Annotated in this window: 22 protein-coding genes; 17 read left to right on the top strand and 5 right to left on the bottom strand. The window is 44.4% G+C overall.

Going from position 1 to position 24322, the window contains the following annotated elements:
- The first annotated feature begins 21 nt into the window (after positions 1 to 21).
- The 3 genes from M2444_RS25685 (at position 22) to M2444_RS25675 (ending at position 3114) form a co-directional block, all read left to right on the top strand.
- Positions 22 to 348, top strand: coding sequence for an ArsR/SmtB family transcription factor (locus M2444_RS25685; RefSeq protein WP_094877466.1), 327 nt, complete (start codon positions 22 to 24; stop codon positions 346 to 348).
- 99 nt (positions 349 to 447) lie between these two features.
- Positions 448 to 2226, top strand: coding sequence for a SulP family inorganic anion transporter (locus M2444_RS25680; RefSeq protein WP_280788357.1), 1779 nt, complete (start codon positions 448 to 450; stop codon positions 2224 to 2226).
- Positions 2227 to 2412: 186 nt separating this feature from the next.
- Positions 2413 to 3114, top strand: coding sequence for a DUF1361 domain-containing protein (locus M2444_RS25675; RefSeq protein ID WP_094878259.1), 702 nt, complete (start codon positions 2413 to 2415; stop codon positions 3112 to 3114).
- Here the strand turns inward: M2444_RS25675 and M2444_RS25670 are convergent.
- Complete coding sequence (locus tag M2444_RS25670; RefSeq protein ID WP_280788356.1) at positions 3111 to 3428, bottom strand: MGMT family protein; 318 nt, start codon at positions 3426 to 3428, stop codon at positions 3111 to 3113. The two genes, M2444_RS25675 and M2444_RS25670, sit on opposite strands and share 4 nt — an antisense overlap.
- A 221-nt stretch (positions 3429 to 3649) precedes the next feature.
- On the opposite strand from M2444_RS25670, the gene M2444_RS25665 reads away from it, so the two are divergent.
- The 10 genes from M2444_RS25665 to galU all read left to right on the top strand — a co-directional run bounded on the left by M2444_RS25665 (position 3650) and on the right by galU (position 14493).
- A complete protein-coding gene (locus tag M2444_RS25665) occupies positions 3650 to 5200 on the top strand; it encodes a spore germination protein (RefSeq protein ID WP_280788355.1) in 1551 nt (516 codons plus the stop codon).
- Positions 5197 to 6351 carry a Ger(x)C family spore germination protein gene (locus M2444_RS25660; RefSeq protein ID WP_280788354.1) on the top strand — a complete coding sequence of 385 codons (1155 nt, stop codon included), beginning with the start codon at positions 5197 to 5199 and terminating at the stop codon, positions 6349 to 6351. Before M2444_RS25665 ends, M2444_RS25660 begins: the two co-directional genes overlap by 4 nt.
- Before the next feature lie 239 nt (positions 6352 to 6590).
- Positions 6591 to 7697, top strand: coding sequence for a GerAB/ArcD/ProY family transporter (locus M2444_RS25655; protein WP_280788353.1), 1107 nt, complete (start codon positions 6591 to 6593; stop codon positions 7695 to 7697).
- Positions 7698 to 7821: 124 nt separating this feature from the next.
- Positions 7822 to 8448, top strand: coding sequence for a hypothetical protein (locus tag M2444_RS25650; RefSeq protein WP_094873581.1), 627 nt, complete (start codon positions 7822 to 7824; stop codon positions 8446 to 8448).
- A 19-nt stretch (positions 8449 to 8467) separates the two neighbouring features.
- Positions 8468 to 8764: an antibiotic biosynthesis monooxygenase family protein gene (locus M2444_RS25645; RefSeq protein ID WP_094878265.1), complete on the top strand. Its 297-nt coding sequence runs from the start codon at positions 8468 to 8470 to the stop codon at positions 8762 to 8764.
- A 14-nt stretch (positions 8765 to 8778) separates the two neighbouring features.
- Positions 8779 to 9597, top strand: coding sequence for a phosphotransferase family protein (locus M2444_RS25640; RefSeq protein WP_280788352.1), 819 nt, complete (start codon positions 8779 to 8781; stop codon positions 9595 to 9597).
- Between the two features lie 26 nt (positions 9598 to 9623).
- Positions 9624 to 10169: a DUF1697 domain-containing protein gene (locus M2444_RS25635; RefSeq protein ID WP_094878267.1), complete on the top strand. Its 546-nt coding sequence runs from the start codon at positions 9624 to 9626 to the stop codon at positions 10167 to 10169.
- Positions 10170 to 10363: 194 nt separating this feature from the next.
- On the top strand, positions 10364 to 12502 hold the full coding sequence (locus M2444_RS25630) for a glycosyltransferase family 39 protein (RefSeq protein ID WP_280788351.1): 2139 nt from the start codon (positions 10364 to 10366) through the stop codon (positions 12500 to 12502).
- A gap of 78 nt (positions 12503 to 12580) precedes the next feature.
- A complete protein-coding gene (locus M2444_RS25625; protein WP_280788350.1) occupies positions 12581 to 13561 on the top strand; it encodes a glycosyltransferase family 2 protein in 981 nt (326 codons plus the stop codon).
- A 20-nt stretch (positions 13562 to 13581) separates the two neighbouring features.
- Positions 13582 to 14493: a UTP--glucose-1-phosphate uridylyltransferase GalU gene (gene galU / locus M2444_RS25620; protein ID WP_094878270.1), complete on the top strand. Its 912-nt coding sequence runs from the start codon at positions 13582 to 13584 to the stop codon at positions 14491 to 14493.
- A gap of 364 nt (positions 14494 to 14857) precedes the next feature.
- Here galU and M2444_RS25615 read toward each other — a convergent pair whose 3' ends face one another.
- The 3 genes from M2444_RS25615 to M2444_RS25605 all read right to left on the bottom strand — a co-directional run bounded on the left by M2444_RS25615 (position 14858) and on the right by M2444_RS25605 (position 17839).
- Complete coding sequence (locus tag M2444_RS25615; RefSeq protein WP_042184618.1) at positions 14858 to 15424, bottom strand: FAD-dependent oxidoreductase; 567 nt, start codon at positions 15422 to 15424, stop codon at positions 14858 to 14860.
- A 151-nt stretch (positions 15425 to 15575) separates the two neighbouring features.
- Positions 15576 to 17159, bottom strand: coding sequence for a sensor histidine kinase (locus tag M2444_RS25610; protein WP_280788349.1), 1584 nt, complete (start codon positions 17157 to 17159; stop codon positions 15576 to 15578).
- Positions 17156 to 17839, bottom strand: coding sequence for a response regulator transcription factor (locus M2444_RS25605; protein WP_280788372.1), 684 nt, complete (start codon positions 17837 to 17839; stop codon positions 17156 to 17158). The genes M2444_RS25610 and M2444_RS25605 overlap by 4 nt, the downstream gene beginning before the upstream one ends.
- Positions 17840 to 18302: 463 nt before the next feature.
- On the opposite strand from M2444_RS25605, the gene M2444_RS25600 reads away from it, so the two are divergent.
- The 3 genes from M2444_RS25600 to M2444_RS25590 all read left to right on the top strand — a co-directional run bounded on the left by M2444_RS25600 (position 18303) and on the right by M2444_RS25590 (position 23222).
- Complete coding sequence (locus M2444_RS25600) at positions 18303 to 19466, top strand: glucose-1-phosphate adenylyltransferase (protein ID WP_094873597.1); 1164 nt, start codon at positions 18303 to 18305, stop codon at positions 19464 to 19466.
- 122 nt (positions 19467 to 19588) lie between these two features.
- A complete protein-coding gene (gene glgD / locus M2444_RS25595; RefSeq protein WP_094873599.1) occupies positions 19589 to 20692 on the top strand; it encodes a glucose-1-phosphate adenylyltransferase subunit GlgD in 1104 nt (367 codons plus the stop codon).
- Between the two features lie 97 nt (positions 20693 to 20789).
- Positions 20790 to 23222 carry a glycogen/starch/alpha-glucan phosphorylase gene (locus M2444_RS25590; RefSeq protein WP_094878271.1) on the top strand — a complete coding sequence of 811 codons (2433 nt, stop codon included), beginning with the start codon at positions 20790 to 20792 and terminating at the stop codon, positions 23220 to 23222.
- An 84-nt stretch (positions 23223 to 23306) separates the two neighbouring features.
- Here M2444_RS25590 and M2444_RS25585 read toward each other — a convergent pair whose 3' ends face one another.
- Entirely contained in the window at positions 23307 to 23786 is a 480-nt protein-coding gene (locus M2444_RS25585) for a GAF domain-containing protein (protein ID WP_094878272.1), read from the bottom strand.
- A gap of 224 nt (positions 23787 to 24010) precedes the next feature.
- Here M2444_RS25585 and M2444_RS25580 point away from each other — a divergent pair, with 224 nt between their 5' ends.
- Positions 24011 to 24304: a hypothetical protein gene (locus tag M2444_RS25580; protein ID WP_280788348.1), complete on the top strand. Its 294-nt coding sequence runs from the start codon at positions 24011 to 24013 to the stop codon at positions 24302 to 24304.
- Positions 24305 to 24322: the final 18 nt, after the last annotated feature.

Here is a 24322-nt window from a genome sequence, read left to right as displayed (position 1 = left end):
AGCTATGAGGAGTAGAAGTCTATGAACACCGAAATTCAGCAATTTAAGACCGAATTCTTCAAGGCGCTGGCTCATCCGATGCGAATTCGTATACTGGAACTGCTCAGCGAAGGTGAGAAGAATGTGAATGAGCTACAAGCCATTCTAGGATCGGAAGGTTCTGCAGTATCCCAGCAGTTAGCTGTTTTACGCGCTAAGAATGTAGTAGCCAGTGTAAAAGAAGGTACCACTGTGATCTATTCGTTACGTGATCCTCTGATTAAAGATCTTCTGGTCGTAGCTAAACAAATATTTGATAACCATCTGGTGAGTACCATTTCATTGCTCGAAGGTATGCGCGGAGAATAAAGGAATAACATTATTTTGGCGTTGACAACAGTTGCGTCCTAGAGTAATGTTCTTCTTATATTCAAATAATCAGATATTTAAAGAAAAGAAGGTTTGATTATGACAGGGTGGGGCCGATATAAAGGCTACAACATGAATGCATTTCGTAAGGATTTGATTTCGGGAACAATCGTTGGTGTGATTGCCATTCCTTTGGGGATGGCATTTGCTATTGCATCCGGAGTGAAACCCGAGTATGGCATTTACACGACAATCGTTGCCGGAATATGTATTTCATTGTTCGGAGGATCAAAATTTCAGATTGGTGGACCGACAGGTGCTTTTATTCCTATCTTGTTTGCCATTGCGATGGAGTATGGCTATGAGAACTTGCTTATTGCTGGGATGATGGCAGGGGTTATTCTAGTTCTCATGGGATTATTAAAGCTGGGTGTATTGATTAAGTTTATTCCGAGGCCAGTAACGATTGGTTTCACAGCAGGGATAGCGGTCATTATCTTCACCGGGCAGATTGCAAATTTCCTTGGATTAAGGAATATAGAACGGCATGAGAGCTTTGTAAATAACATGAAAGAAATAGGGATTCATCTATCGACGATGAATGGATACAGTATCCTGACCGCCGTGATTTGTCTTGCCGTCGTTATCCTAGCGATTCGATTCGCGCCGAAGGTGCCTGGATCATTGGTAGGTCTTCTGTGCGCGACTGTGATTGCTGCGTTATTCTTTAGCGGTAAAGTGACTACGATTGGCTCTGCTTACGGAGATATCCCTAATACCTTACCAAGCTTTCGATTTCCGGACATTACTTGGGAACGAATTACCCTGCTCATTCGTCCGGCATTTATCATTGCAATGCTAGGTGCTATTGAGTCATTGTTATCCGCTGTTGTAGCGGATGGAATGACAGGTAGCCGCCATAATAGTAACCGAGAGTTGATCGGTCAGGGAATCGCCAATATTGCTGCTCCCTTGTTCGGAGGCATACCAGCGACAGGAGCAATTGCTAGAACAGCGACGAACATCAAGAGTGGCGCTGTTTCTCCGATCTCGGGGATCGTTCACGGTGTGGTGGTGTTTCTAATTCTCCTGTTGCTCGCACCCTATGCTTCCAGTATTCCTTTAGCTGCGATGGCACCTATCTTAATGGTAGTAGCTTGGAATATGAGTGAGCGCAAAGAGTTCCTTCATCTGCTTAAGATCAAGACCGGCGATTCCTTGGTGTTATTCATCACCTTCTTGTTAACGATATTTGCAGATTTAACGCTGGCTGTAGAGGTGGGGTTAATTCTTGCGGTTATTCTGTTTGTGAAACGAATGGGAGAGGTTCATTTGGTAGCCAAAGTACTGCCTGATCCGAAGTCCGTTAAGGTAGAGGCACATATGGTTACGGAGAGTCATGATTGTCCGCAAATTGGAATTTACACGGTAGAAGGTCCGCTCTTTTTTGGCGCTGCTTATCGATTCGATGACACTATGCCAAGCTATGGTTCAGATCAGCCTAGAATTATATTAATGCGGATGGGAAAAGTACCCTTCATGGATACTACCGGAGAATCCAATTTAGCAGAGCTGGTGCGGCATTTACAAGCCGTTGGAGGGAAGCTTATGATCTCAGGTATTCAGCCACAGCCGCTTGAGCTACTCAAGAGAACTGGACTGTATAGTACCATAGGAGAGGCTCAGTTTTATCCGCGCACCGGGGAAGCAATTAATGACGCACTTAACAGCATCGATTACAGCAAGTGTATTGGATGTAGCCATGCCGCTTTTAGGGAGTGTACAGCGTTCTCCAGCCTGGAAGAGGCGGGAAGTATGCGCGGTCTGAAAGGGCGTAAGAACCCTGTAATTGCACCTGAACTAAATAGTGGTCTTTGAGTTAAATAGATAAGAGTCAGCCCGGACGTTTCTGCGTCCGGTTTTTTCTATTTAAATATAAGAAAGTATAAGTTTCACACTATACATTATCCTTATATTTCCCGCAGATTGGACTTGAGAATGCCAAATTTGTACAATTGGGTATAAGTTAAATGTAAACTATCTCGATAAGGAGAATATAAGCTCATGAAGGAATTGAATTATCCGAAGGTGTTTATGCTCTTGGCAGGTCTGTCTGTGGCGACATTGGCCGTATATCGTGTAGTGTCACTACAGACGGATTCATTTTATGCATTTTTACTCTGGAATTTATTCCTGGCTTGGATACCGTTCCTGTTCTCTATGGCTGCTTATGAACTGGATAAAAGGAAGATAGGTGGCTTGCTGCTTGTTCCGCTAGGCGTCGCTTGGCTGCTGTTCTTTCCGAACGCGCCTTATCTCATGACGGATCTGGTGCATCTAACGATAAGAAAAAGCAGATATATCGTGGATGGCACCATTCAGAATCGGTATTGGTATGATCTGGCTACCCTCTTATTGTTCACTTGGAGCGGCTGGTTGACTGGATTCTTCTCTTTATACCAGTTCCAGACGGTTGTTTACCGCAAAAGCAGCCTGCTCTTCTCTTGGATATTCGTACTCGCAGCATGTGTACTTGGGGGGTATGGGGTCCTGCTTGGCAGAGTCTACAGGCTGAATAGCTGGGACGTACTGACGGACCGGCATCAGTTGTACCAGCTGGTTATGGACAGCTTGAATCGACAGTCGGTATTTTTTAGCTTGTTCATTGCGTTTGTATTGCTGGTCATCTACGCTACGATGTACTGTTTGTTAAATGGTCTTGGAACCCGTGAAAAAGGAAGGGACGCCAAGCGTATACGTGGTTAACCCATAAATTCCGGATCAAATTGGTATTGCTTCAGATCTACCACACCTTTTTCATTAAAAATAATCCCTTCCTCCTGCAAATAAAGCTTCTGGAGGGAGTTGGATTCATCTTCAGTCAAGGCGATCATTCCTTTGGCGTTGATAACCCGATGCCAGGGAAGTTTATATTTTCTACTCATGGAGTGGAGGATACGAACCACCTGCCTTGCTCCTCTTGGGCTTCCTGCCGCACGAGCAACGCCTCCGTAAGTCATCACTTTTCCTTCAGGTATAGATTGTATGATACGAATCACTTGTTCTGTAAATGGTGTCATAGGGAGCTCCTATCTCTTATTTTCATCAAATTATACCAGATGACCCCTACAATCATAAACATTCAACATGCTGCTGATAAAGCGGCTTTTTTTTATTTTAACGGATGGAGCTTACTCTCCTTTGCAAAGAAGTTGATCCCTTTTCAGTATAATTTTGGCGGATAGTATTTAGTGAGATGGGGGATAATTTCTAGGAAACTATTGTGACAGGAGTGACTACTGTGGAGAAAAAGGCAGCAGATGGTAACCGCAAAGATTCTCAACAAAATACGACCTCTGAGCAGACTCCGAGTACGTCACTAGATGAAATGATGAATCTGTTTCGGCAAATATTCAAGGATGATGGAACTCTTAGGATAAGGGTGCTAAATAATATCCATAGTGACGGCATCCGCTGCGGATTAGTCTATGTAGACGGAATGGTAGACAGGGAAATGATCCAGTACGGGGTGATAAAGCCTCTAATGGATTTTGATTTTACGGCAATGGATAGCAGAAATACAGCTGAAATGATGGAGAAAATTCGGACGCTGGTTATTAACATTAGCGATGTGGTCTGCTCTACGAGTTTGGATGAGATGGTTAGCGCGGTCGTAGCTGGAAAAACATTATTTCTGCTGGATGGCTTTGCTGGTGCGCTTAACATTAGTGCGCAGGGGTGGGAAACGAAGGCCATCGCGGAGCCTGTGACGGAAAAAAGTGTCAATGGTCCGCGAGAAGGTTTTACAGAGTCACTGCTTGTAAACTTGACGCTCATTCGCCGAAGAGTGCAAAGTCCGGACTTAAAGTTGATTTTTGGCCAGGTCGGGGTCCGCTCCAAAACACAAACTTGTATTTGTTATATCGAAGGGTTGGCCTCACCGGAAGTTGTTAAAGAGTTGCAAGAGCGAATTCAACAGGTGGATATAGATGTTGTATTGGATACGTCTGTTCTTTCAGAGCTTATTCGGGATGAACCCTTCTCACCCTTTGAGATGACGGGGAGCACAGAACGTCCAGATTCTGTAGTAAGCAAAATTATGGAGGGCAGAGTTGCCTTATTAATGGAAGGCAGTCCTTATGCAATGACAGTGCCCTACTTGTTTGTGGAGAATTTCCAGGCTAGTTCTGATTATTATATTAACTATTACTTTGGTTCATTTAATCGAATGATAAGGGTGCTAGGAGCTTTCTTGTCTATTAGTATCCCTGCTTTGTACGTAGCATTGGTTACCTATAGTCAGGAGATGCTGCCTACCATGTTGTTGCTTAGTATTTCAACGTCGAGAGTTGCCGTTCCTTTTCCGACTGTAGTGGAGGTCTTGTTCATGCTAACGATATTTGAAATTCTGCGCGAGGCAGGAGAACGAATACCGACCTACATTGGTCAGGCGATTAGTATCGTAGGTGCGCTTGTATTGGGTCAGGCGGCTGTGGAAGCGAGGATAGTTAGCGCACCTATGATTATTGTTGTGGGTTTAACCGGAATTATGGCTTTGCTTAACCCTAGGCTGACGGGTCCTTTAATCGTAGTAAGGTCGCTGCTGCTGTTTGCTACCTTTTTTCTAGGATTATATGGATATTTTTTGGGTGTGATCGGTTTAGTTATTCATTTGATGAGTTTACGTTCCTTTGGCGTTCAATACATGCTTGGAGTAGGTTCTATTCGCCCGCAGGATATTAAGGATACAGCTATAAGGGCGCCGTGGTGGCATATGTATCTGCGTCCAGCGATGATTGGTGCTCGTAACCGAAAGAGAAAAGCGACAAATAAAGTAAGGAATCGGTCATGAAAAAAATCAAAAAAGGTTTGCTAGCTTGTATATCGCTATTACTTCTGGTCAGTATCTTGGGCTGTTGGGATTACGCTGAAATTGAAGACAGGGCGGTTGTAGCAGGCATTGGCATCGATAAAGATTCTGACGGGAAGCTATTAGCAACGGTCGAAATCGTGGATACGAAAGAGGGGATGAAGTCTAGTCAAGCGGGATATAAGATGGTTAGTCTTTCAGGTAAAACGCTGTTTGAAATTGTGCGAGGCATGATTTCAATCACGGGAAAAAAATTATTCTGGAGCCATTCCAAGGCGATCATTATCAGTGAGGAGGTAGCGAAGGAAGGGGTTGTAAAAGTGATTGATTGGTACAACAGAGATACAGAAACTCGGTCGGATGTTTATGTATTTGTTTCTAAAGAGAAGACGGCTCAGGAAGTAATTAATTTGAACAGCTCAACAGAAACGATTATGTCTTATGGTCTTGCCCAGCAGATGATGGTTGAAAAAAATGTAAGCACGGCTCCGGTTGTTGAAATTTGGGACTTCATTGAAAAGCTTGAAACGCCGGGGGATTGTGCGATAGCTCCTCTTATTTATATTCACGAAAAGAATGGTCAGAAGAATCCGCGTGTTAGTGGAACAGCTATATTCAAAATGGACAAAATGATTGGTAAGCTGAGTGGCGAAGAGACCAAGTATATGTTGTTTGTTAAAGATAATATTAAGGGAGGGGTGTTAACCGTGAATAACGAAGAGGGAACCCCCGACTTTACACTTGAAATTTTCTCTAATACAACAAAAGTAAAGCCTGTTTGGGTAAACGGCAAGCTCCAATTACAGATAAATACGTTCACACATACCGGGCTTGATGAGGTAATGACTACTGAAGGATTCACTAGTCTAAATAGTAAGAATGTTATAGAAAAGCGTGCCGCTAAGGAATTACAGAAGAATATTCTCTCTGTAATTAAAAAGGTGCAGCGGGAATATCATTCCGATATTTTTGGATTCGGAGAAATTATCTTTGAGAATATGCCTAAGACCTGGACCGAGCTAGATAAAGATTGGGAGCGGGAATTCTCTGATCTAGATGTGGTTGTAAATTCAACAGTAATTATTGAAAGCAGTGCTCAAAACTCAAGATCTATCCAGATCCATCAAGAATAGGTGATTAAATTGGCTGTTATCGTTGTGTTAATCTACTTTTTTGTTGTATTGATGGATCCTTACGGACTATTAAAGCAAGGGATGAAACGGGATTTTTATGTGTGTTGTACACTATGTCTGTTTTCTTTCTGTATTGCTTTTGCATTGGCCATGAAATGGCAGCTTCCTAGTCCTTCACCTTTCATAGTCAGCTGGATCAGCAAGTTATTTTAGTTACAAGTCCAAGAGGAGATTTAAGCATGAAAAGAGAGATTATACCCACAGGGCATTCTATAAGTATTGTTGTTCTATTTATTATTGGGACTTCACTATTCATGGGACTGCCGGGGAAATCGGGCAACAGTAGCTGGATTGCTTTACTTTTTGCCATATCGTTAACGGTTCCCCTGCTTTTTATCTACGCGAGATTTCATGTGCTTTTTCCGGCGAAGGATCTATTTGATATCTTGATCACCGTATTTGGATCTATCCTTGGAAGAGTAGTTTCTTGTATGTATATATGGTACGCGCTGCATATGGGGGCCCTGGTTCTAAGGAATTTTGGAGAATTTAGTAAAACAGTAGCTTTGACTGAGACCCCTATGATTGCACCCATGTTATGTATTGGACTGTTATGTATCTGGGTGGTTAAGGCAGGAATTGAGGTGATTGGAAGATGTGCTAAACTATTTCTACTGCTGCTTTTAGCTGAGATTTTTTTAATTGAAATCCTAGCCATTCCCAAGCTCAAGTACCACTATTTGAAGCCTTTTCTTGACAGTGGATGGTCACCGGTATTTGCAGATACATTGGGATCATTTGCTTTTCCTTTTGCTGAAATTGTTCTTTTTATGGGAGTATTTAGTCATTTACCGGCAAAAGACTCAGCCAAAAAGATACTGCTAAGCGGATTACTGATTTCTGGCGGAGTGATCTTGCTTGTTTCACTGCGGAATTTGCTGATTCTCAATCCTGATATTGTTCAAAGCTTATACTTTCCCTCTTATGTAGCAGTTAGTCGGATTAATATCGGGGATTTTTTGACCCGAATGGAGGCATCATCCGCACTTGGATTTGTAATCACCATATTCATAAAGGCCAGCTTATGTTTATATGTGGCTAGCGTTGGAGTCGCTAAATTATTCAAACTGAAGAGCTACCGATCCGTTGTGCTTCAGATGGGATTGATTATGGTTTATTTCTCTCGGTTTATCTTCAAGGATATTATGGAGATGCAGCATTTTGCCTATACTATTTATCCAATATATGCGCTTCCTTTTCAGGTGATTATTCCGTTGATATTGTGGATTTGTGCTGAAATTAAGGTTAGTAAAAGTAAACATAAGCAGGTGGCATCACAGCAATAGACCTACTTTCGAACATTCCTGATCTCTAGTAAAGATTAGGAATTCTTTGATTTTAAAACTAAACATAAGTTAGCTATAATGATAGATATATAGAATGGTTGTTTTAGAAAAGAGGGAAACAGGTATGAACGTCAGCAACATCATTATGTCCTCTTATTGGGGTAGAGAGGTTAGACATAAATATATTACTCAAGGATCTAAGACACTGGCTGTTATTTTTCCAGGTAAAAATTACTCGGCTGAACGCCCTCTGCTAGATTATGCGGCCAAAGCTGCTCGGGAACATAATTGCGATGTCCTACTGCTTGAATATGGCTACCAGAGTGCTAGAGTAGGTTTTAAGCGTGATGAAATGATTATTCTCATTCAGGAATGTAAGGCGGCCATTGCATCTCTTCCTGATTACAAAAAGATTCTATTCATTAGCAAAAGCGTGGGTTCGGTCATAGCAGGGAGAATTGCAGAAGAGCTGGAAATACAGAAAAAGACGTCTCATCTATATATAACACCATTACCTGAGGCGATCCCTTTGATACAGCAGAGTCGTGGGACTGTAATTTATGGTGGAAGCGACCCTTTATTTAGCGAACAGCTATCTGGTGAAATTAGTGGGCTTCATCATTTAAAAGTGTATAGAATCGATGATGCTAATCATAGCCTTGAGGTAGAGCAGGTCAACGAGTCACTAGCCATTCTGCTTGTTATTATTAATTTTTATCATGAATTTTTCCGTGATGCTTTAAATACATAACCGTTGGAGGATGCTGATTATGATTTTGGAAGCTGCGATGCTGCAAGTGAAGTCTGGTTTTACTACTGAATTTGAAAAAAGCTTCAAGGAGGCCTCAAGCTTAATTTCTTCGATCGAAGGCTACATAGGGCATGAATTGCAGCATTGCTTGGAGGATGATCATAAATATCTTCTGCTTGTGAAGTGGAGAACGCTTGAAGATCACACCATAGGATTCAGAGAATCCAGCCAGTATCAGGAATGGAAGGCGCTGCTTCACCATTACTACGATCCATTTCCGGTTGTTGAGCATTTTACACGCATTAATCTGGACTAAATGGAGGCTGCTGAATGAAGGCGAAGCTTGTTGGGAAAGGCAGAACAGCGGAGATCTGGCAGCATGATGATCAGAGGATTCTTAAATTGTACCTGGCGGATGTTTCAGAGCAGAATATTAGCCGAGAATATAAGATCAGCCAGTTTGTGCACTCGCAGGGCGTCCGGACACCGCAGCCCTTTGAACTAATTTCTGAACAGAGTCGACAAGGAATCGTTTTTCAACAAATTCAAGGTCCCTCCCTGCTAAAAGTGATGGGTGAGAAGCCTTGGAAAGTTACCCATTATGCCAGAATGATGGCGGGACTTCACTGTGATTTGCATAAGCTTGAACCTACAGAAGAAATTGGACAGCAGAAGGATATGTTGAAGTGGAATATTATGGGGGCTCCAATGCTTAGTGAAGATGAGAAGTCAGCCATCCTGAGCTATGTGGAGAAGTTACCACAAGGAACCCATTTATGTCATGGAGATTTCCATCCTGACAATGTGCTTATGGATGACCAGCTCTGGGTAATCGACTGGATGACAGGTGTGGCGGGAGAACCAGCGGCCGATGCTGCTCGATCTGTAGTGATGTTCAGTATGGGAGCCATGCCCCCTGGAGCCTCTGCCTTATCGAGAATGATGATAGGTTTTATTAGAAAGAAATTAACCAAGGGATACATTCGGGAGTATCTCCGTTTATCAGGTCTCGCCTATGAGGACATAGACCGCTGGATTTTGCCAATCGCTGCCGCGCGTCTGGTGGAAGGACTTCCGCCACCGGAGAAGGAGCTTCTGGTAAAAGAAGTGCGTAAACGTCTGCAGACCTTAACCGTGGGACTACCTTGATCCTGACTAGAAACGGAGTGTGCTCCATGACCATCTATATTGCGCTGCTGCGTGGCATTAACGTCGGCGGCCACAAAATCATTAAGATGCAGGATCTGAAGACAATGTTGCAGTCCCTTGGTTTTCACAATGTACGAACGTATATTCAGAGCGGCAATGTAGTGTTTGAAAGTGATGAGGAATCGGAGAGTCTCCTTAGCGGAGTCATTGAACGCCAGATTCATGAGGTTTTTGGTTTTGAGGTCTCTGTTATGATTCGTACACTGGCTGAGATGGAGGAAGTAATCACTAATAATCCCTTTCAGCTGACCGACCCAGAGGCGTTCAAAAGATGGTATGTTTCTTTTCTGCCAGCAGTGCCTTCAGCTGAAGCACTAGATAAGCTGCGTATTTATGAGGAAGGACCGGATAAACTGCGTTTTGCCGGCAGAGAGATGTACGTATTATATGAGATCAGCGTGAGCCAATCGCCGCTTTTTAAGGTTTCTTTTGACAAAATATTAGGTATGTCTGTTACAGCACGTAACTGGAATACAGTGAATAAGCTCGTTGCTATGGGCAGGATGGAATAGTCAATTTTAAAAACAGAAAGGCTCCACATTGTGGGGTCTTTTTTGCGTTCTGGGGGCCTTGTATATTCAGCAAACATTCAGCTTGGACTCATTGAGAGTTAAGGTAAGGGTGAAATAATACACCTACAGAAAGATTGAACCGGGGGCACAGAACTGCCGGAATACAGATGATCAAAGGATAGGAGTGGATGGAGATGAGCAGGGTCAAAAAAATAAGCTCGGATCTTATATTGTGGCTCATTTTATTAATTGCCGCTTTTTTGTACGGGTATGGAGTTTGGAATGACCACTATGTGAATACATACTACACCACCGCGGTGGGAAGTATGCTGCAGAGCTTTCATAATTTCTTCTTCGCTTCACTGGACTCCGCGGGTTCAGTAACGGTAGATAAACCACCAGTTACCTTTTGGATTCAGACACTTAGCGCGCTTATCTTCGGGCTGCACGGTTGGAGTGTGATTTTGCCACAGGCACTTGGCGGCGTGGGCTCCGTGTTACTTGTATACCTGCTGGTGAAGCCTACCTTTGGCAGAGCGGCAGCACGTATAGCAGCTCTAGTCATGGCGACTACTCCGGTAGCAGCGGCAGTCAGCCGGACGAACAATATTGATGCACTGCTTGTATTCACCCTTCTGCTCGCGGCATGGTTTCTATTTAAAGGGACGAAGAGCAACAAGATGGGTAGCCTTCTTACCGCATTTGCGTTAATCGGTGTTGGTTTTAACGAGAAGATGCTACAGGCATACATGGTTCTACCGGCTTTTTATTTCTTTTATGTCTTAGCTGCCAAAGTGAACTGGAAGCGGAAGACGGGAGTATTGGCCGCCTCCACAGCAATTTTGCTTGTAGTCTCCTTATCCTGGGCAGTGATCGTGGATTCGATTCCCGCCAGCAAACGGCCTTATATCGGCAGCAGTGGTACCAATTCAGTGCTGAATCTTGCTTTTGGGTATAATGGCGTGGCCCGATTAACGGGGGATCGCGGGGCAGGTGGTGGTGGCGGTGGAATGCCAGGAATGAATGGCGGCGAGATGCCGAACATGAATGGTGAAATGCCAGCTATGAATGGCGAGATGCCCAACATGAACGGGTCAGGCAGTAATAGTGACGCTGATGGCGGACGTGCAGCATTTTCGGGCCGGCAAGGCACAAATTCGACCTCGAATAGCCAGACTGGTGACGATGATGGAGGTGCACCAGGTCAGCCTCCTAGTGGAACAGACAGTCAAGGTCGGCAATTTGGTGGCGAGGACGGCGGGCGAGGAAATCGCGGCGGCATGAACGGCGGTGGAAGCGGAGGCGGAATGTTCAATACAGGAACAGCAGGTCCACTGCGCCTGTTCCAATCGGAGCTGTCAGGTCAAGCTAGCTGGATGCTGCCTTTCGTATTGCTAGGCATCATTGGATTATTCGCCAATCTGCGGAGAAAGAACTTTACCCAAGCTCATAAAGAGGCTCTCTTCTGGTTAGCGTGGCTGGTGCCCGTTATGGGATTCTTCAGTATCGCAGGATTCTTCCATCAATATTATCTGGTGATGATGGCTCCACCAGTTGCAGCGTTAGTCGGTGCAGGATGGTCGAAGCTGTGGACGCTATATCGGGAGCACTCTGGTTGGCTGTCTTGGCTATTGCCTGCCGCAACGCTGGTTACTGCAGGGTTCCAGTGGTACATTGTTCATCCTTATAACGATACGATTGGCAGTGGCTGGTCCATTGGGATTTTAGCTGCAGCCATAGTGGTTTCGCTGGTCCTGGTAGTTCTTAAAGGCTTTAAAAAATCCTTTATTTATACGACAGCGACAGGTATTGCAGCCGTATTAGTATTGTTAGTTGGGCCGCTTTACTGGGCAGCTACTCCCATAACTTATGGTTTAAACAGTCAAACCCCTGAGGCAGGCCCGAGCAGTAGTGAGGGTAGAGGGGGAATGGGCGGCAGTCCAGGCAATTTTGGACGTAATAGCGCCGCAAGTGCGAATGAGAGTCTGTTGTCCTATCTGGAGGAGAACAATACTGGGGAGCCTTATCTTTTTGCTACATTGGATTATGGCACAGCAGCTCCATATATCGTTGATAAGGGTGCCTCGGTTGTTATTTTGAACGGATTTTCTAACTCGGACACCGTGTATACCCCAGATACCCTAAAGGCGTTCGTAGAGAGCGGAAAGGTGAAGTACTTCCTGATCAATAGCGGTGGTATGGGTGGTGGACGCGGGGGAAGCTCCGAGTTGACGACTTGGATCACAGAGAATGGTACAGAAGTTCCAGCAGCCGATTGGGCAGGAAGCGATGGAGGAAACAGCGGGACATTATACAAGGTCACTGTAAACTAGGCGAATGTTAAGCATATGAAGCGTGTTATGAGATAGATCAGGCACGCTTCATTATTCAAATTTAAGGAGGAGCTGCTCATGAGTACCCACGTGCGCTATTCCATTATTATACCGATGTTTAACGAACAGGCGGTCATTCAAGAGACGTATCGACGTATCAAAAAAGTAATGGGCTTAACTAATGAAGTGTATGAGCTGATCTTTGTGAATGACGGCAGCACAGATAATTGCGCCCAGATGATTGAGGAATATAGCTACTGGGATGAGAGTGTGAAGCTGATCGACTTGTCTCGTAACTTTGGACATCAGATCGCTATTACTGCCGGAATGGATTACGCCCTAGGGGATGCAGTTGTCATTATTGATGCCGATTTACAAGATCCGCCGGAACTGATTCTGGACATGATTACGGAATGGAAGCAGGGGTATGAAGTTGTATATGCCAAAAGGATAAAGCGCAACGGAGAATCCTTATTCAAAAAGTGGACGGCCAGCCTCTTTTATAGAGTGCTACGTTATTCAACCGATATTTCAATACCTGTCGATACGGGGGATTTTCGCCTCATCGATCGTAAAGTCTGTGAGGAGCTCAAGCGCCTGCCGGAGAAAAATCGATTCGTACGCGGTCTGGTCAGCTGGGTCGGTTTTCGGCAAAAAGCCATTGAATATGAACGCGATGAACGTCTGGCGGGAGAAACGAAATATCCGCTGAAACGGATGATTAAGCTCTCTCTGGATGGAATTACTTCCTTCTCTTATAAGCCGCTGAAGCTGGCAGGATACCTTGGCGCGTTGCTGTCGGCCTCTGGTTTTCTATATCTGATGTATGTGCTATATCTGGTGATTTTTACGGATTCAGTCGTTAAGGGCTGGGCATCGATGATCGGAATCACACTGACCTTTAATGGTTTTGTGCTCATTATGTTAGGGATTCTGGGTGAGTATGTCGGTCGGATTTATGATGAGACCAAGGGACGTCCGCTCTATATTGTTCAGGAGTTCTATGAAGGCAAGAAGCAGCAGGATGCTCGTGAGCAGCAAGCTCTACACAATCGATAAATACAAGGGAGGGATTCGTTGTGAAGATTAGAAAAGCGGTTATTCCCGCCGCGGGTTTAGGCACTCGTTTCCTGCCTGCAACTAAGGCTCAGCCCAAGGAAATGCTGCCCATTGTGGATAAGCCGGCGATTCAATATATCGTAGAAGAAGCTGTTCGATCCGGCATTGAAAGTATCATTATCGTGACGGGGCGTAACAAGAAATCGATTGAAGATCATTTCGATAAATCAGTGGAATTGGAACAGATGCTTTTGGAAAAAGGAAAAGAGGAGCTGCTTCGTGAAGTCCAAGCGATTAGCGAACTGGCCAGCATTCATTACATTCGGCAAAAAGAGCCGCTAGGACTAGGTCACGCCATCCTTTGTGCGGAACAGTTCGTTGGCGATGAGCCGTTCGCTGTTCTGCTCGGTGACGATATCATGGTCTCGGAGGACCCGGCGCTACTGCAAATGATGCAATTGTATGAACAAGAAGAGAAGACCATCGTCGGTGTTCAGCAGGTACCACGGCAGGAGGTTCATAAATACGGAATTATTTCATCTAGCGGTTCACTACAAGGTGTCCATGAAGTTAAAGGTTTGGTGGAGAAGCCCTCACCCGATACGGCACCTTCAGAGCATGCGATTATGGGACGTTACATTTTGGAGTCTTCGATATTTTCAGTGCTGGCTAACCTTGAACGGGGAGCAGGTGGTGAATATCAACTGACTGATGCATTGCATGAGGTATGCCGTACTGAAGGTCTGCTAGCGCTGGATTTGATCGGCAGACGTTATGATATTGGTGATAAATTCGGCTACATTCAGGCTACGCTGGAGGTCGGATTGATGCGGGAGGAGTTGCGTCCATTACTGGTTCCGTATTTGCAAAAGCTGGCTGCTAGTCTGAAGGAAAGTGAAGAAGTGGGGGCGTTACCTTGGGGTACACGCTAGTGATTGAAGGAGACTGTTTCAAACGACCATAACATCGTCATTCGGCGGTGAGATTAGGTTGATTTGGGGCAGTTTTTTTGCGTGTCGCGTAAAGAGAGTGAGCAGATAAGTGTACTTTATACAATTAAAAAGTGTATCATTCAACTACGTATCGACTTAGTTGCACTTGATACACTTATTTCTTCGTAATCCAACGGAAATACACTTTTCGACTGTCTTTAGTTGCACATACTACACTTAAAAAAGTCATAGGGGTGCTAAAGTATGAAATATCTGCACCAAGTGCAGTTATATTTTGCGATATAAAAAATCCGGAGGACAGATTCCTAAGAATCGTCTCCGGATCTATATTTTCAGTCATTGATTAAGCCTTTAGCACATCATGATCAACATAACGCGCGCCATTTAGCTCGCTAATCACATTAATGGCTACCTTCGCGCCATCGCCTGCCGTAATAATGGCATGTACACTTACTCCGGCAACGGTACCTGCAGCCCAAATGCCTTCAATATTTGTTTTGCCTTCTGGATTAACAGCGACTACTGTTTTGATTCTTGGTTCTGTACCATCCTTAGTTTCCACACCTGCTTTGGCGGCTAGATCGGTAAGGGCACCTGTTGCTAGAATAACATGTTTGGCTTCATAAATGATTCCGTCTTCAGTTTCAATGACGAATCCATTGCCGCTGGAAGTGAGGTTAATCGCTTGTTCTGCTACCAGCTCAGCGCCAAATTTGACGGCTTGCTTATGTCCGGTTTCTACGAGATCAGGACCGCCTACTTCGGAAATTCCATAAAAATTTTCAAACCATCCTCTACGGGTCATGCCTTTATCATTGTCGATCAGCAGCGTTTTTTTGCCCGCCTTGGCGGCGAACAGGGCTGCGCTTGCACCGGCAGGACCGGCTCCAATTACGGCGATTTCGTACATTTTTTTGACCTCCTAAAAGTTTTGTGGAGCAAAACTCGCTTCGAAAGCATAGGCTTAAGTTTTGTGGAGCGATGCTCCTTAGAATGGACAACATAGCAAAACTACTTCGTAAGCATCATGGGCTTAAGTCTATCATCTATTATAACGGTTGTTACTCTCTCTTGGCTAATCCTTCCTCGCAAGGAAGGGTAACCCTGAACGTTGTTCCCTCACCGAGGGTGCTGCTTACACTAATCTTGCCGTGATGTGCCTCCACGATAGACTTGGTAATAGAAAGGCCGAGTCCAGATCCACCATATTTTCGTGTGCGAGAGGAATCGCTGCGGTAGAAGCGATCGAAGATATGTGGGATATGTTCTGGAGAAATCCCGCAGCCGTTGTCTTGCACCGTTAGAATGGCCTCATTTTCTCTAGCATGTGAAGAGAGATGAATGGTGCCAGATTCTGCATCCGTATGCTGAACTGCATTGTGGAACAGATTCAGAATCACCTGTTTGATTTTATTGGGCTCATATTTACCATGGATGCCATACGAAATATCAAAAGTAACCTTGCGCTGATCCGCTAATAAGAGCAGATGTGGCTTCATTTCGGAAATGACCTCACCGAGCAGTAGATCCGTCATCTTCAGTTGGGGGGCGCCGTCCATCCGAGCGAGCAGCAGTAAATCCTCCACCAGCTTGTTGATCCGTTTCGATTCGCCATGCATGCTTCGCAATGAATTGTATAACTGTTCTTTGTTATCCGCAGCACCTCGTAGTAAGACCTCCAGAAAACCGTGGATTGAGGTCAGTGGCGTTCGCAGCTCATGAGAAGCATCAGCAGCAAAGCGGCGCATTTGTTCCTTGGCTTCCCGTTCATTATGAAAGGATATTTCGAGACGCTCGAGCATACCATTGAATGAATGAGCCAGCTTGTCGATCTCAGTCTGGCCTTGGTTCATTGGAAATCGGATATCCAGATTACCGGCATCAATGATCTCGGCGGACTCTCCCATATTTGACAGAGGGACCAGCGTCTTTCGAAGGGCAGGCAAGTATAGGAAGAAGCCAGCCAATAAAGCAATCACTGACAAGCCTGCGTAGATCATCAATTGCTGTAAGATTACATCCGTAAGAGGTCCGGTATTCACACTCATTTGGAGTAGCAATCGAGTATTTCCAGGTCTATAGAGATTCACGAATATAGCCAGATGTTCAGTGCCGTCATCGGCCTCTACGAGCTTATAGTTTCCTGTTGCTCTATCCGTGATATGAGTGAGCAGATTATTGTATTGCTCATTCGTTAATCTAGGCGCGGCTGAATCAGATAAAGTCATTTGCTGTAAGTCTCGGAAGGTGCCTTCCGCGCTATAAATAGCGAGTGTTGTATGGGCATCCAGCAGGAGTGGACGCCTATTTTCACCGGTTCTTTGACCATTTGGAATTTTATTCTCGCCGTTTCTTTCCCCCGGCAAATTGCCATTAAACTCGGTGTTTCCCTCATTTGGAGTTGTGGTGTCCTCGTCATAGGAATTGAAAAAGTTGAAAAACATTTCACGGGGAACAGAACGTATTTGCGCTTCCATAGACTCTGCTCTATTGCTATATATGAAATCCCGCATGAGTATATATTGTAATACTCCGATTAGCAGCAGCAATCCTGATAGAATGAGCAGCGAAATGGCTAGCAACTGCTTGCGCAGAGAACGTGGTGCAGGCAGCTTACGAAACCATTTAAAGATGCGCTTACTCATAGATCTACCCGGTAGCCTGCTCCCCGCAGGGTACGGATAATACGGTGCTCCTTATCTCCGAGCTTCTCGCGAAGTGAACGGATATAGACCTCAACGATATTTTCCTCACCACCAAAGTCATAGCCCCACACTTTATCAAGAATCATGGGTTTACTTAGTACAAGGCCGTGATTAATAACGAGATACTGTAATAACTCGTATTCCGTGGGGGAGAGTTCAAGGACTTCTTCCTTGAGGCGAATTTCTTTTCTACGGCTATCAATTCGGAATGGACCGCAGCGCACCTCGCCGAGCAGACCTGGAAACTGATTGCGTAGCCGCGCTTGAATTCGGGCAAGCAATTCGTCGAAGCTGAAGGGCTTGACCATATAATCGTCAGCGCCAATAGTGAGACCCTTGACTCGATCGTCCACTTCATCCTTTGCAGTTAGCATAATAACGGCTAGTTCCGTCTCTTCTGAGCGAAGGTAATGACATAACTCGAATCCATCCATGCCAGGCATCATGACATCTAGGATGGCTACATGTGGCTTGAACTCAGCAGCTACCGAGATGGCTGTGATCCCATCGGGTGCGGTTCTGACTTCAAATCCTTCGTTAAGGAGACCCAGCTCCAGAAATTGTAGTATATGAGGCTCATCATCTACTAGCAGTAGTCGAACGCCTTGAGCTGCTTTCATCATAGGTACCTCCAAATCAGTGATAGATAGCTACATTATGACATATCCGGTTGAAAGTTTGCTGAAGATCCGTCCCTTTGCTTTACGTGTAAAGGAGTCTTTTCTTATTTCATGATGTTTCAAAGGGGTTAATTTAGTTATAAGTAATATTAATGTGTTTAATAACAAACAAGGTTAAAAAATCCGGATTTTCGAAAATGTGATAAAGGGTTTTGACGGCGGATATAGAACACTTTACAATAAGGATAATCTCCTGATTTTGGTGAAAGTTACCCATTTTAGGGAAGATTATTCGACCGTGTTATATTTCCTTCCACGTTTTTCTCATCTTTGTCCATCTTCCTATCAAGGCTCATTTCTTTCAAGTGTATTTCTTGTTCATTCACTTCTTTTTGGAACTTCTGTTCATTCAACCTGTGCTTGCTGAACTTCATATTACCCATAAGTCAAGGGAGGCTTTTCCATGAAGAAAAAGGAAATGGTAGCCATGCTATTGGCTGGAGGCCAAGGCAAAAGATTGAAAGGTTTAACCAAATCGCTTGCCAAGCCCGCTGTTTATTTTGGAGGGACCTATCGGATCATCGATTTCCCTTTAAGTAACTGCTCCAATTCAGGTATTGATACAGTGGGTGTGCTGACTCAATATGAGCCACTCATACTGCATTCTTACATCGGAGTAGGCAGCGATTGGGATTTGAACCGTAAGAACGGCGGGGTATTCGTGCTGCCACCGCATGAACGTGAGAATGGAAGCAGTTGGTACCGGGGAACAGCAGATGCGATTTATCGGAATCTTAAGTTTGTGGATCAGTTTGATCCAGAGCATGTTCTTATTCTATCCGGAGATCACATTTATAAAATGGATTATCACGCTATGCTTCAATACCACAAGGAAAGAAACGCTGATTGCACAATTTCTGTCATTGACGTTCCGCTGGAGGAAGCAAGCCGATTTGGAATTTTGAATACCGAGGAAGATCTAAAAATTTACGAATTTGAGGAAAAGCCCGCTCAGCCAAAAAGTACATTAGCTTCTATGGGGGTGTATATCTTCAAATGGGAGGTTCTCCGCAAGCATCTACTGGAGGATGGAGAGAATGTAGGATCCTCCCACGATTTCGGCAAGGATATCATTCCTTTAATGCTGGAGGACGGAAACTCCTTATTTGCTTACCCTTTTGAAGGATACTGGAGAGATGTAGGTACAGTAACTAGCTTATGGGAAGCGAATATGGATTTGCTGAGCGATACCCCGCCACTTAATCTAAATGATCCCAGCTGGCGCATTTTTACACGTAATCCGAATCAACCTGCCCAATATGTCGCCCCTGGGGCGAAAGTGTCAGGCTGCATTATTAATGAGGGCTGCATTGTGCATGGAGAAGTGAATCACTCGGTTCTCTTTTATGGTGTAGAAGTGGGTGAGGGAAGTGTAATTACGGACTCCGTGATTATGCCTAAGGTCAAGATTGGCAAAAATGTACGTATTCATAAAGCGATTATTAGTGAGAATACGGTAATCGACGATTATATGGAAATAGGCATCGAACGGGAGAATGAGAATGAAATTCTGCTGATCGACAACAAAAGCAAAAAACGTAAATCAGCTGTAGCCAAAACCATATAATCAAGCTAAAACGCCTTTGGCGTCCTTCTAGGGACGGTAAGCGTTTATGCGAGATTTATAAGGATAAAGTATATCGTGAAACTTATACTTTCTTATAAATTATAAGAGGACGGTGGATTCCGATGAAGCAACTCATGGGTGTAATTAATCTGGATCATGAACTTGACAAACTAAATGAACTCACTTATTTCCGCTGTGGTGCAGCCGTACCTTTTGCCAGTCGTTATCGGTTGATTGATTTCGTGCTTTCTAATATGATGCGTGCAGACCTGGAGAGCGTTGGCCTGTTCGTCCGCCGTAAATACCGTTCTCTAATGGACCATTTGGGTGACGGAAAATCTTGGGATATGAACCGCAAGCATGGAGGATTATTCATTTTGCCTCCAGACTGGAACGATCCTACGGATACTTCTCTCGGGGACTTACAGCATTATCATAACAATCTGGATCTTTTTAAACGGGGATCTGCTAAATATATCGTGTTTTCCGGCAGCCAGCATATCAATACAATTGATCTTCAGGATTTGTACAGTTACCATCTGGAGAAGGGTGCCGACGTTACAGTAGTGTATAAAAAGATTGAAGAACTGCAGCCAGAACATGATCTATGCCAGCGTATTGAAGTAGACGAAGAGAATAAGGTAACTAATATCCATCATGAGAAAGACCATCCTAATTTATATCTGGATATCTTCATTATGGAGAAAAAACTGTTCTTGGAGCAGGTGGAGCATTGCATTGCGCATGGAGAGAGTTATTTTTTCCGTGATGTGATTCAGAAGAACCGACATAAATTTAATATCGCCGCATACGAATATCATGGCTATCATGCCGTAATTAATTCATTAGAGAGTTATTATAAGAACAGTTTGGAACTGCTCCAGCAGGAGAATTACTTCAGTTTGTTCAAAGAAAGCCCGGTACAGACGAAGATTAAATATGAGGCTCCAACAAGGTACTTGGAAAGTGCTAATGTCAGTAATTCGTTGGTGGCGAATGGCTGCATTATAGCTGGAACGGTAGAGAATAGCGTGATCTTTCGTGGGGTCCAGGTGCGTAAGGGAGCGAAGATCATCAACTCAGTAATTATGCAAAAGTGCGTCATCGAAGAAAATGCGGTCATTGAGAATGTAATTATGGATAAAGACGTACATTTGAGTAAGAATCGAATTCTTGTTGGAGATAGCAAACGTCCATTCGTCATCGCCAAGAGCAGCAAGATCTAACGACTGGATTAGATGCACAAAGCAGTATTAACCTGTCTGATCTGATGGCACAGTCTGCTGCACTTCTAATAAAAGCATTTGTCAGGAGGACCTACTGTTGTTTAACGATAAAGAATCTTTCAAACAGGTATTCCGTGAGACCCTCATTGGTAAATTAGGTAAACCGCTTGAGGAAGCCTCGAATGCCGATGTCTATAAAATACTGGGCAACATGATTCGTGAGAACGCCGGAAAAAATTGGGCGGAAACGAACCAGAAATATAAGCTCGATAAAGATAAGCAGGTTTATTATTTTTCAATGGAGTTCTTGATCGGTAGGCTTTTAGGGAACAATCTGCTGAATATGGGTGTACTGGAAGTAGTACGTGAAGGTTTAGCGGACCTTGGCTTTTGCTTGCAGGATATAGAGGAGGAGGAGTCGGACGCTGGGTTAGGGAATGGAGGTCTCGGTCGTTTGGCTGCCTGCTTCCTGGACTCACTCGCTTCCCTGCAATATGCGGGACATGGCTGTGGTATACGGTATAAATATGGCCTGTTCGAGCAGAAGATCGTTGATGGGTATCAAGTGGAACTTCCTGATTACTGGCTGCAGAATGATAATGTTTGGGAAGTGCGCCGCGAAGACAAGCAGGTTGAAGTTAGGTTCTGGGGGACTATTGAGACCCGCGAAGAGAACGGACGGCTCGTATTCGAGCATACGCAATATGAGGCTGTTCGTGCAGTGCCTTATGATGTCCCTATCATTGGTGCAGATCGCCGGCATGTGAATACATTGCGTAACTGGAGTGCAGAATCCATTACCCATCCCTCTAGAACCTTTGGTTCTTTTGGCGGGACGGATTATCATAAGTTTCTGGAGTATAAGCGTTCTGTAGAATCCATTTCGGAGTTTCTGTACCCAGATGACTCTCAATACGAAGGCAAGCTGCTTCGCCTGAAGCAGCAGTATTTCCTCTGTAGTGCGGGGCTGCAAAGTATTTTGCGTACCTATGCTAAGCTTGGGATTCCTATAGAATCGCTGCCAGACAAGGTTGCTCTTCATATTAATGATACACATCCAACGTTGGTGATTCCTGAATTGATGAGGATTTTGATGGATGTACATGGTTTAGGATGGGATGAGGCATGGAGTATCACGACGCGTATGGTCTCTTATACCAATCACACTATTCTGAGCGAAGCGCTTGAGAAATGGCCTATTCAAATGGTTAGGGAGCTACTGCCACGTATTTTTCTTATCATTGAAGAGATCAATGCGCGCTTCTGTGGCGAGCTTATGAGTCGTTATCCGGGGGATCAGGATCGAATTGCGCAGATGGCGATTATTCATGATGATCAGGTTCGGATGGCTCATCTGGCGATTGTAGCGAGCCATAGTGTCAATGGAGTAGCGGCGTTGCATACAGAAATATTAATGAAGCGCGAGATGCGGCTTTTTAATGAAATGTATCCACACCGTTTCAATAATAAGACGAACGGAATTACCCATCGGCGATGGTTACTGCATGCCAATCCAGATCTGGCTAATTTGATCAATCAATCGATAGGGACCCGTTGGGTCAGCCATCCTCAAGAAATGATTGGCTTGATTAAATATTGTGAGGATGGTTCCTTCCAGGAACAAGTAGCCAATATAAAGCGCCAGAATAAGCTTCGTCTTGCAGAGTACATCTACAGCAAGCATTCCGTACATGTCGATCCTGACTCTATCTTTGATGTACAGGTGAAGCGTCTGCATGCTTACAAGCGCCAGTTGCTTAATATTTTGCATATTCTGCATTTGTACAATCAAATCAAAGATAATCCTTCGATGGATATGGTTCCACGCACGTTTATATTCGGAGCAAAGGCAGCGCCAAGTTATCATCTGGCGAAGCGGATTATCAAACTGATTAATACAGTTGCGGAGGTAGTCAATAAAGATCCGGATGTTAAAGGGAAGATTCGTATCTTTTTCCTTGAAAATTATTCGGTATCTCTAGCAGAAAAGATCATTCCTGCAGCGGACATCAGTGAGCAGATTTCTACAGCCAGCAAAGAAGCATCCGGTACCGGGAATATGAAGTTTATGATGAACGGTGCATTGACGGTAGGGACGATGGATGGCGCAAATGTGGAAATGCATGAAATGGTGGGAGACAACAATATGTTCCTGTTCGGACTTCGCGCGGAGCAGGTCATGGATTACTACCAGCATGGCGGTTATCATGCGCGTGATATTTACAACGGGGATAGTCGTGTGAAAGAAGTGCTGGATCAGTTAATCAAACCAGGACCTATATGTTGTCACGCTACGGAGTTTGAGAGTATCTTCCACTCTCTTCTGGATAATAACGATGAGTTTTTTGTCCTGAAGGATTTCGCCAGTTACGTTGAGACGCACGTCGAAATTGATCGGGCATACCGCAATCGGCAGGAATGGCTGAAGAAGTCCATTATTAATATTGGTCATTCCGGTAAATTCTCCAGCGATAACACAATTAGTCGCTATGCAGCTGAGATTTGGAACATTAGTCCAGTTCGACTGTAGGATCAACGAAAGGCTGTCTTATAAGTAGGTAACCCCTACAAATAAGCCAGCCTTTTTCTGATGGGATATAAAAAGAAGAGATTGTTAGATAGCTTCCGATACTAAAGCTGCGAACCGCTCCAGAAACCGGCGTTCCTCATCATCAAAGCGATCCTTAAGCGGACTGTCGATATCAAGCACGCCAAGCAGGCGGTCATCCTTTAGTAGAGGAATAACAATCTCGCTGTTAGAAGCTGCATCACAGGCAATATGACCTGGGAATGCATGCACATCTCCTACTACAAGTGTGCGTCGCTCTGCGGCTGCCGTTCCGCACACCCCGCGAGAGAGTGGGATTCGAATGCATGCAGGGAGGCCTTGAAAAGGTCCGAGTACTAGCTCCTTACCGTCAAATAAATAAAAACCGGCCCAATTTGTATCTGGCAGGGCGTGTTTAAGCAGTGCCGAAGCATTAGCTAGATTGGCTATTGCACTGGGTTCGTCCTTCATCAATGCTTCGAGTTGACTTAGAACCGCTTCAAACTGCTCGCTGCGCGTTCCATCATAGGGCATAGCTTGAAACATGAAGCATCACCTTCCTTACTTTAAAGTCAATATGAAACCAGAACTGTAACTAACAACATAGTACAGCTATGCGGGGTACGTCAAGACACAACATTATTTTGTAATATTTTGGTGGGTCTATGATCCCTCAGTAGCGCTGAACCCTTAGGCTGATGTTTCCAATGAACTGTCATAGGGTAATGCAAAGTAAATACTGAAGGCTTTGTAGCCAGAAGGAGTGGAATATGCGCGCTGATGTACAGAACTTGTTCATAGGAATTCACATGCTTTATTGTGCACATGATAAAGATGTGACGATCTCGGAGATGCTGCTCGGACTGGAAGACATGGGGTATCGTGTAGGAGAACGCGAAGTGAAACAGGAATTGGAAAAGCTGACGCTGGACAACTTTCTGACTGCACATAGTGAAGGGTACAGTATTACTGGCACGGGTATTGAAGAGTTCAAGGATATTCGAGCCAAACTTCAGGTATTGTGTAGTGAAGTCGCGAATGGAGAGAATAGAATCGTTAATTAGGTATGGTAATTCAAAAGC

The organism is Paenibacillus sp. PastF-3, assembly GCF_029893135.1.
GTDB classification, from domain to species: domain Bacteria; phylum Bacillota; class Bacilli; order Paenibacillales; family Paenibacillaceae; genus Paenibacillus_AQ; species Paenibacillus_AQ nitricinens.
The sequence above is the reverse complement of the archived record's forward strand: the minus strand, read 5'-3'. Positions and strand labels throughout refer to the sequence as shown.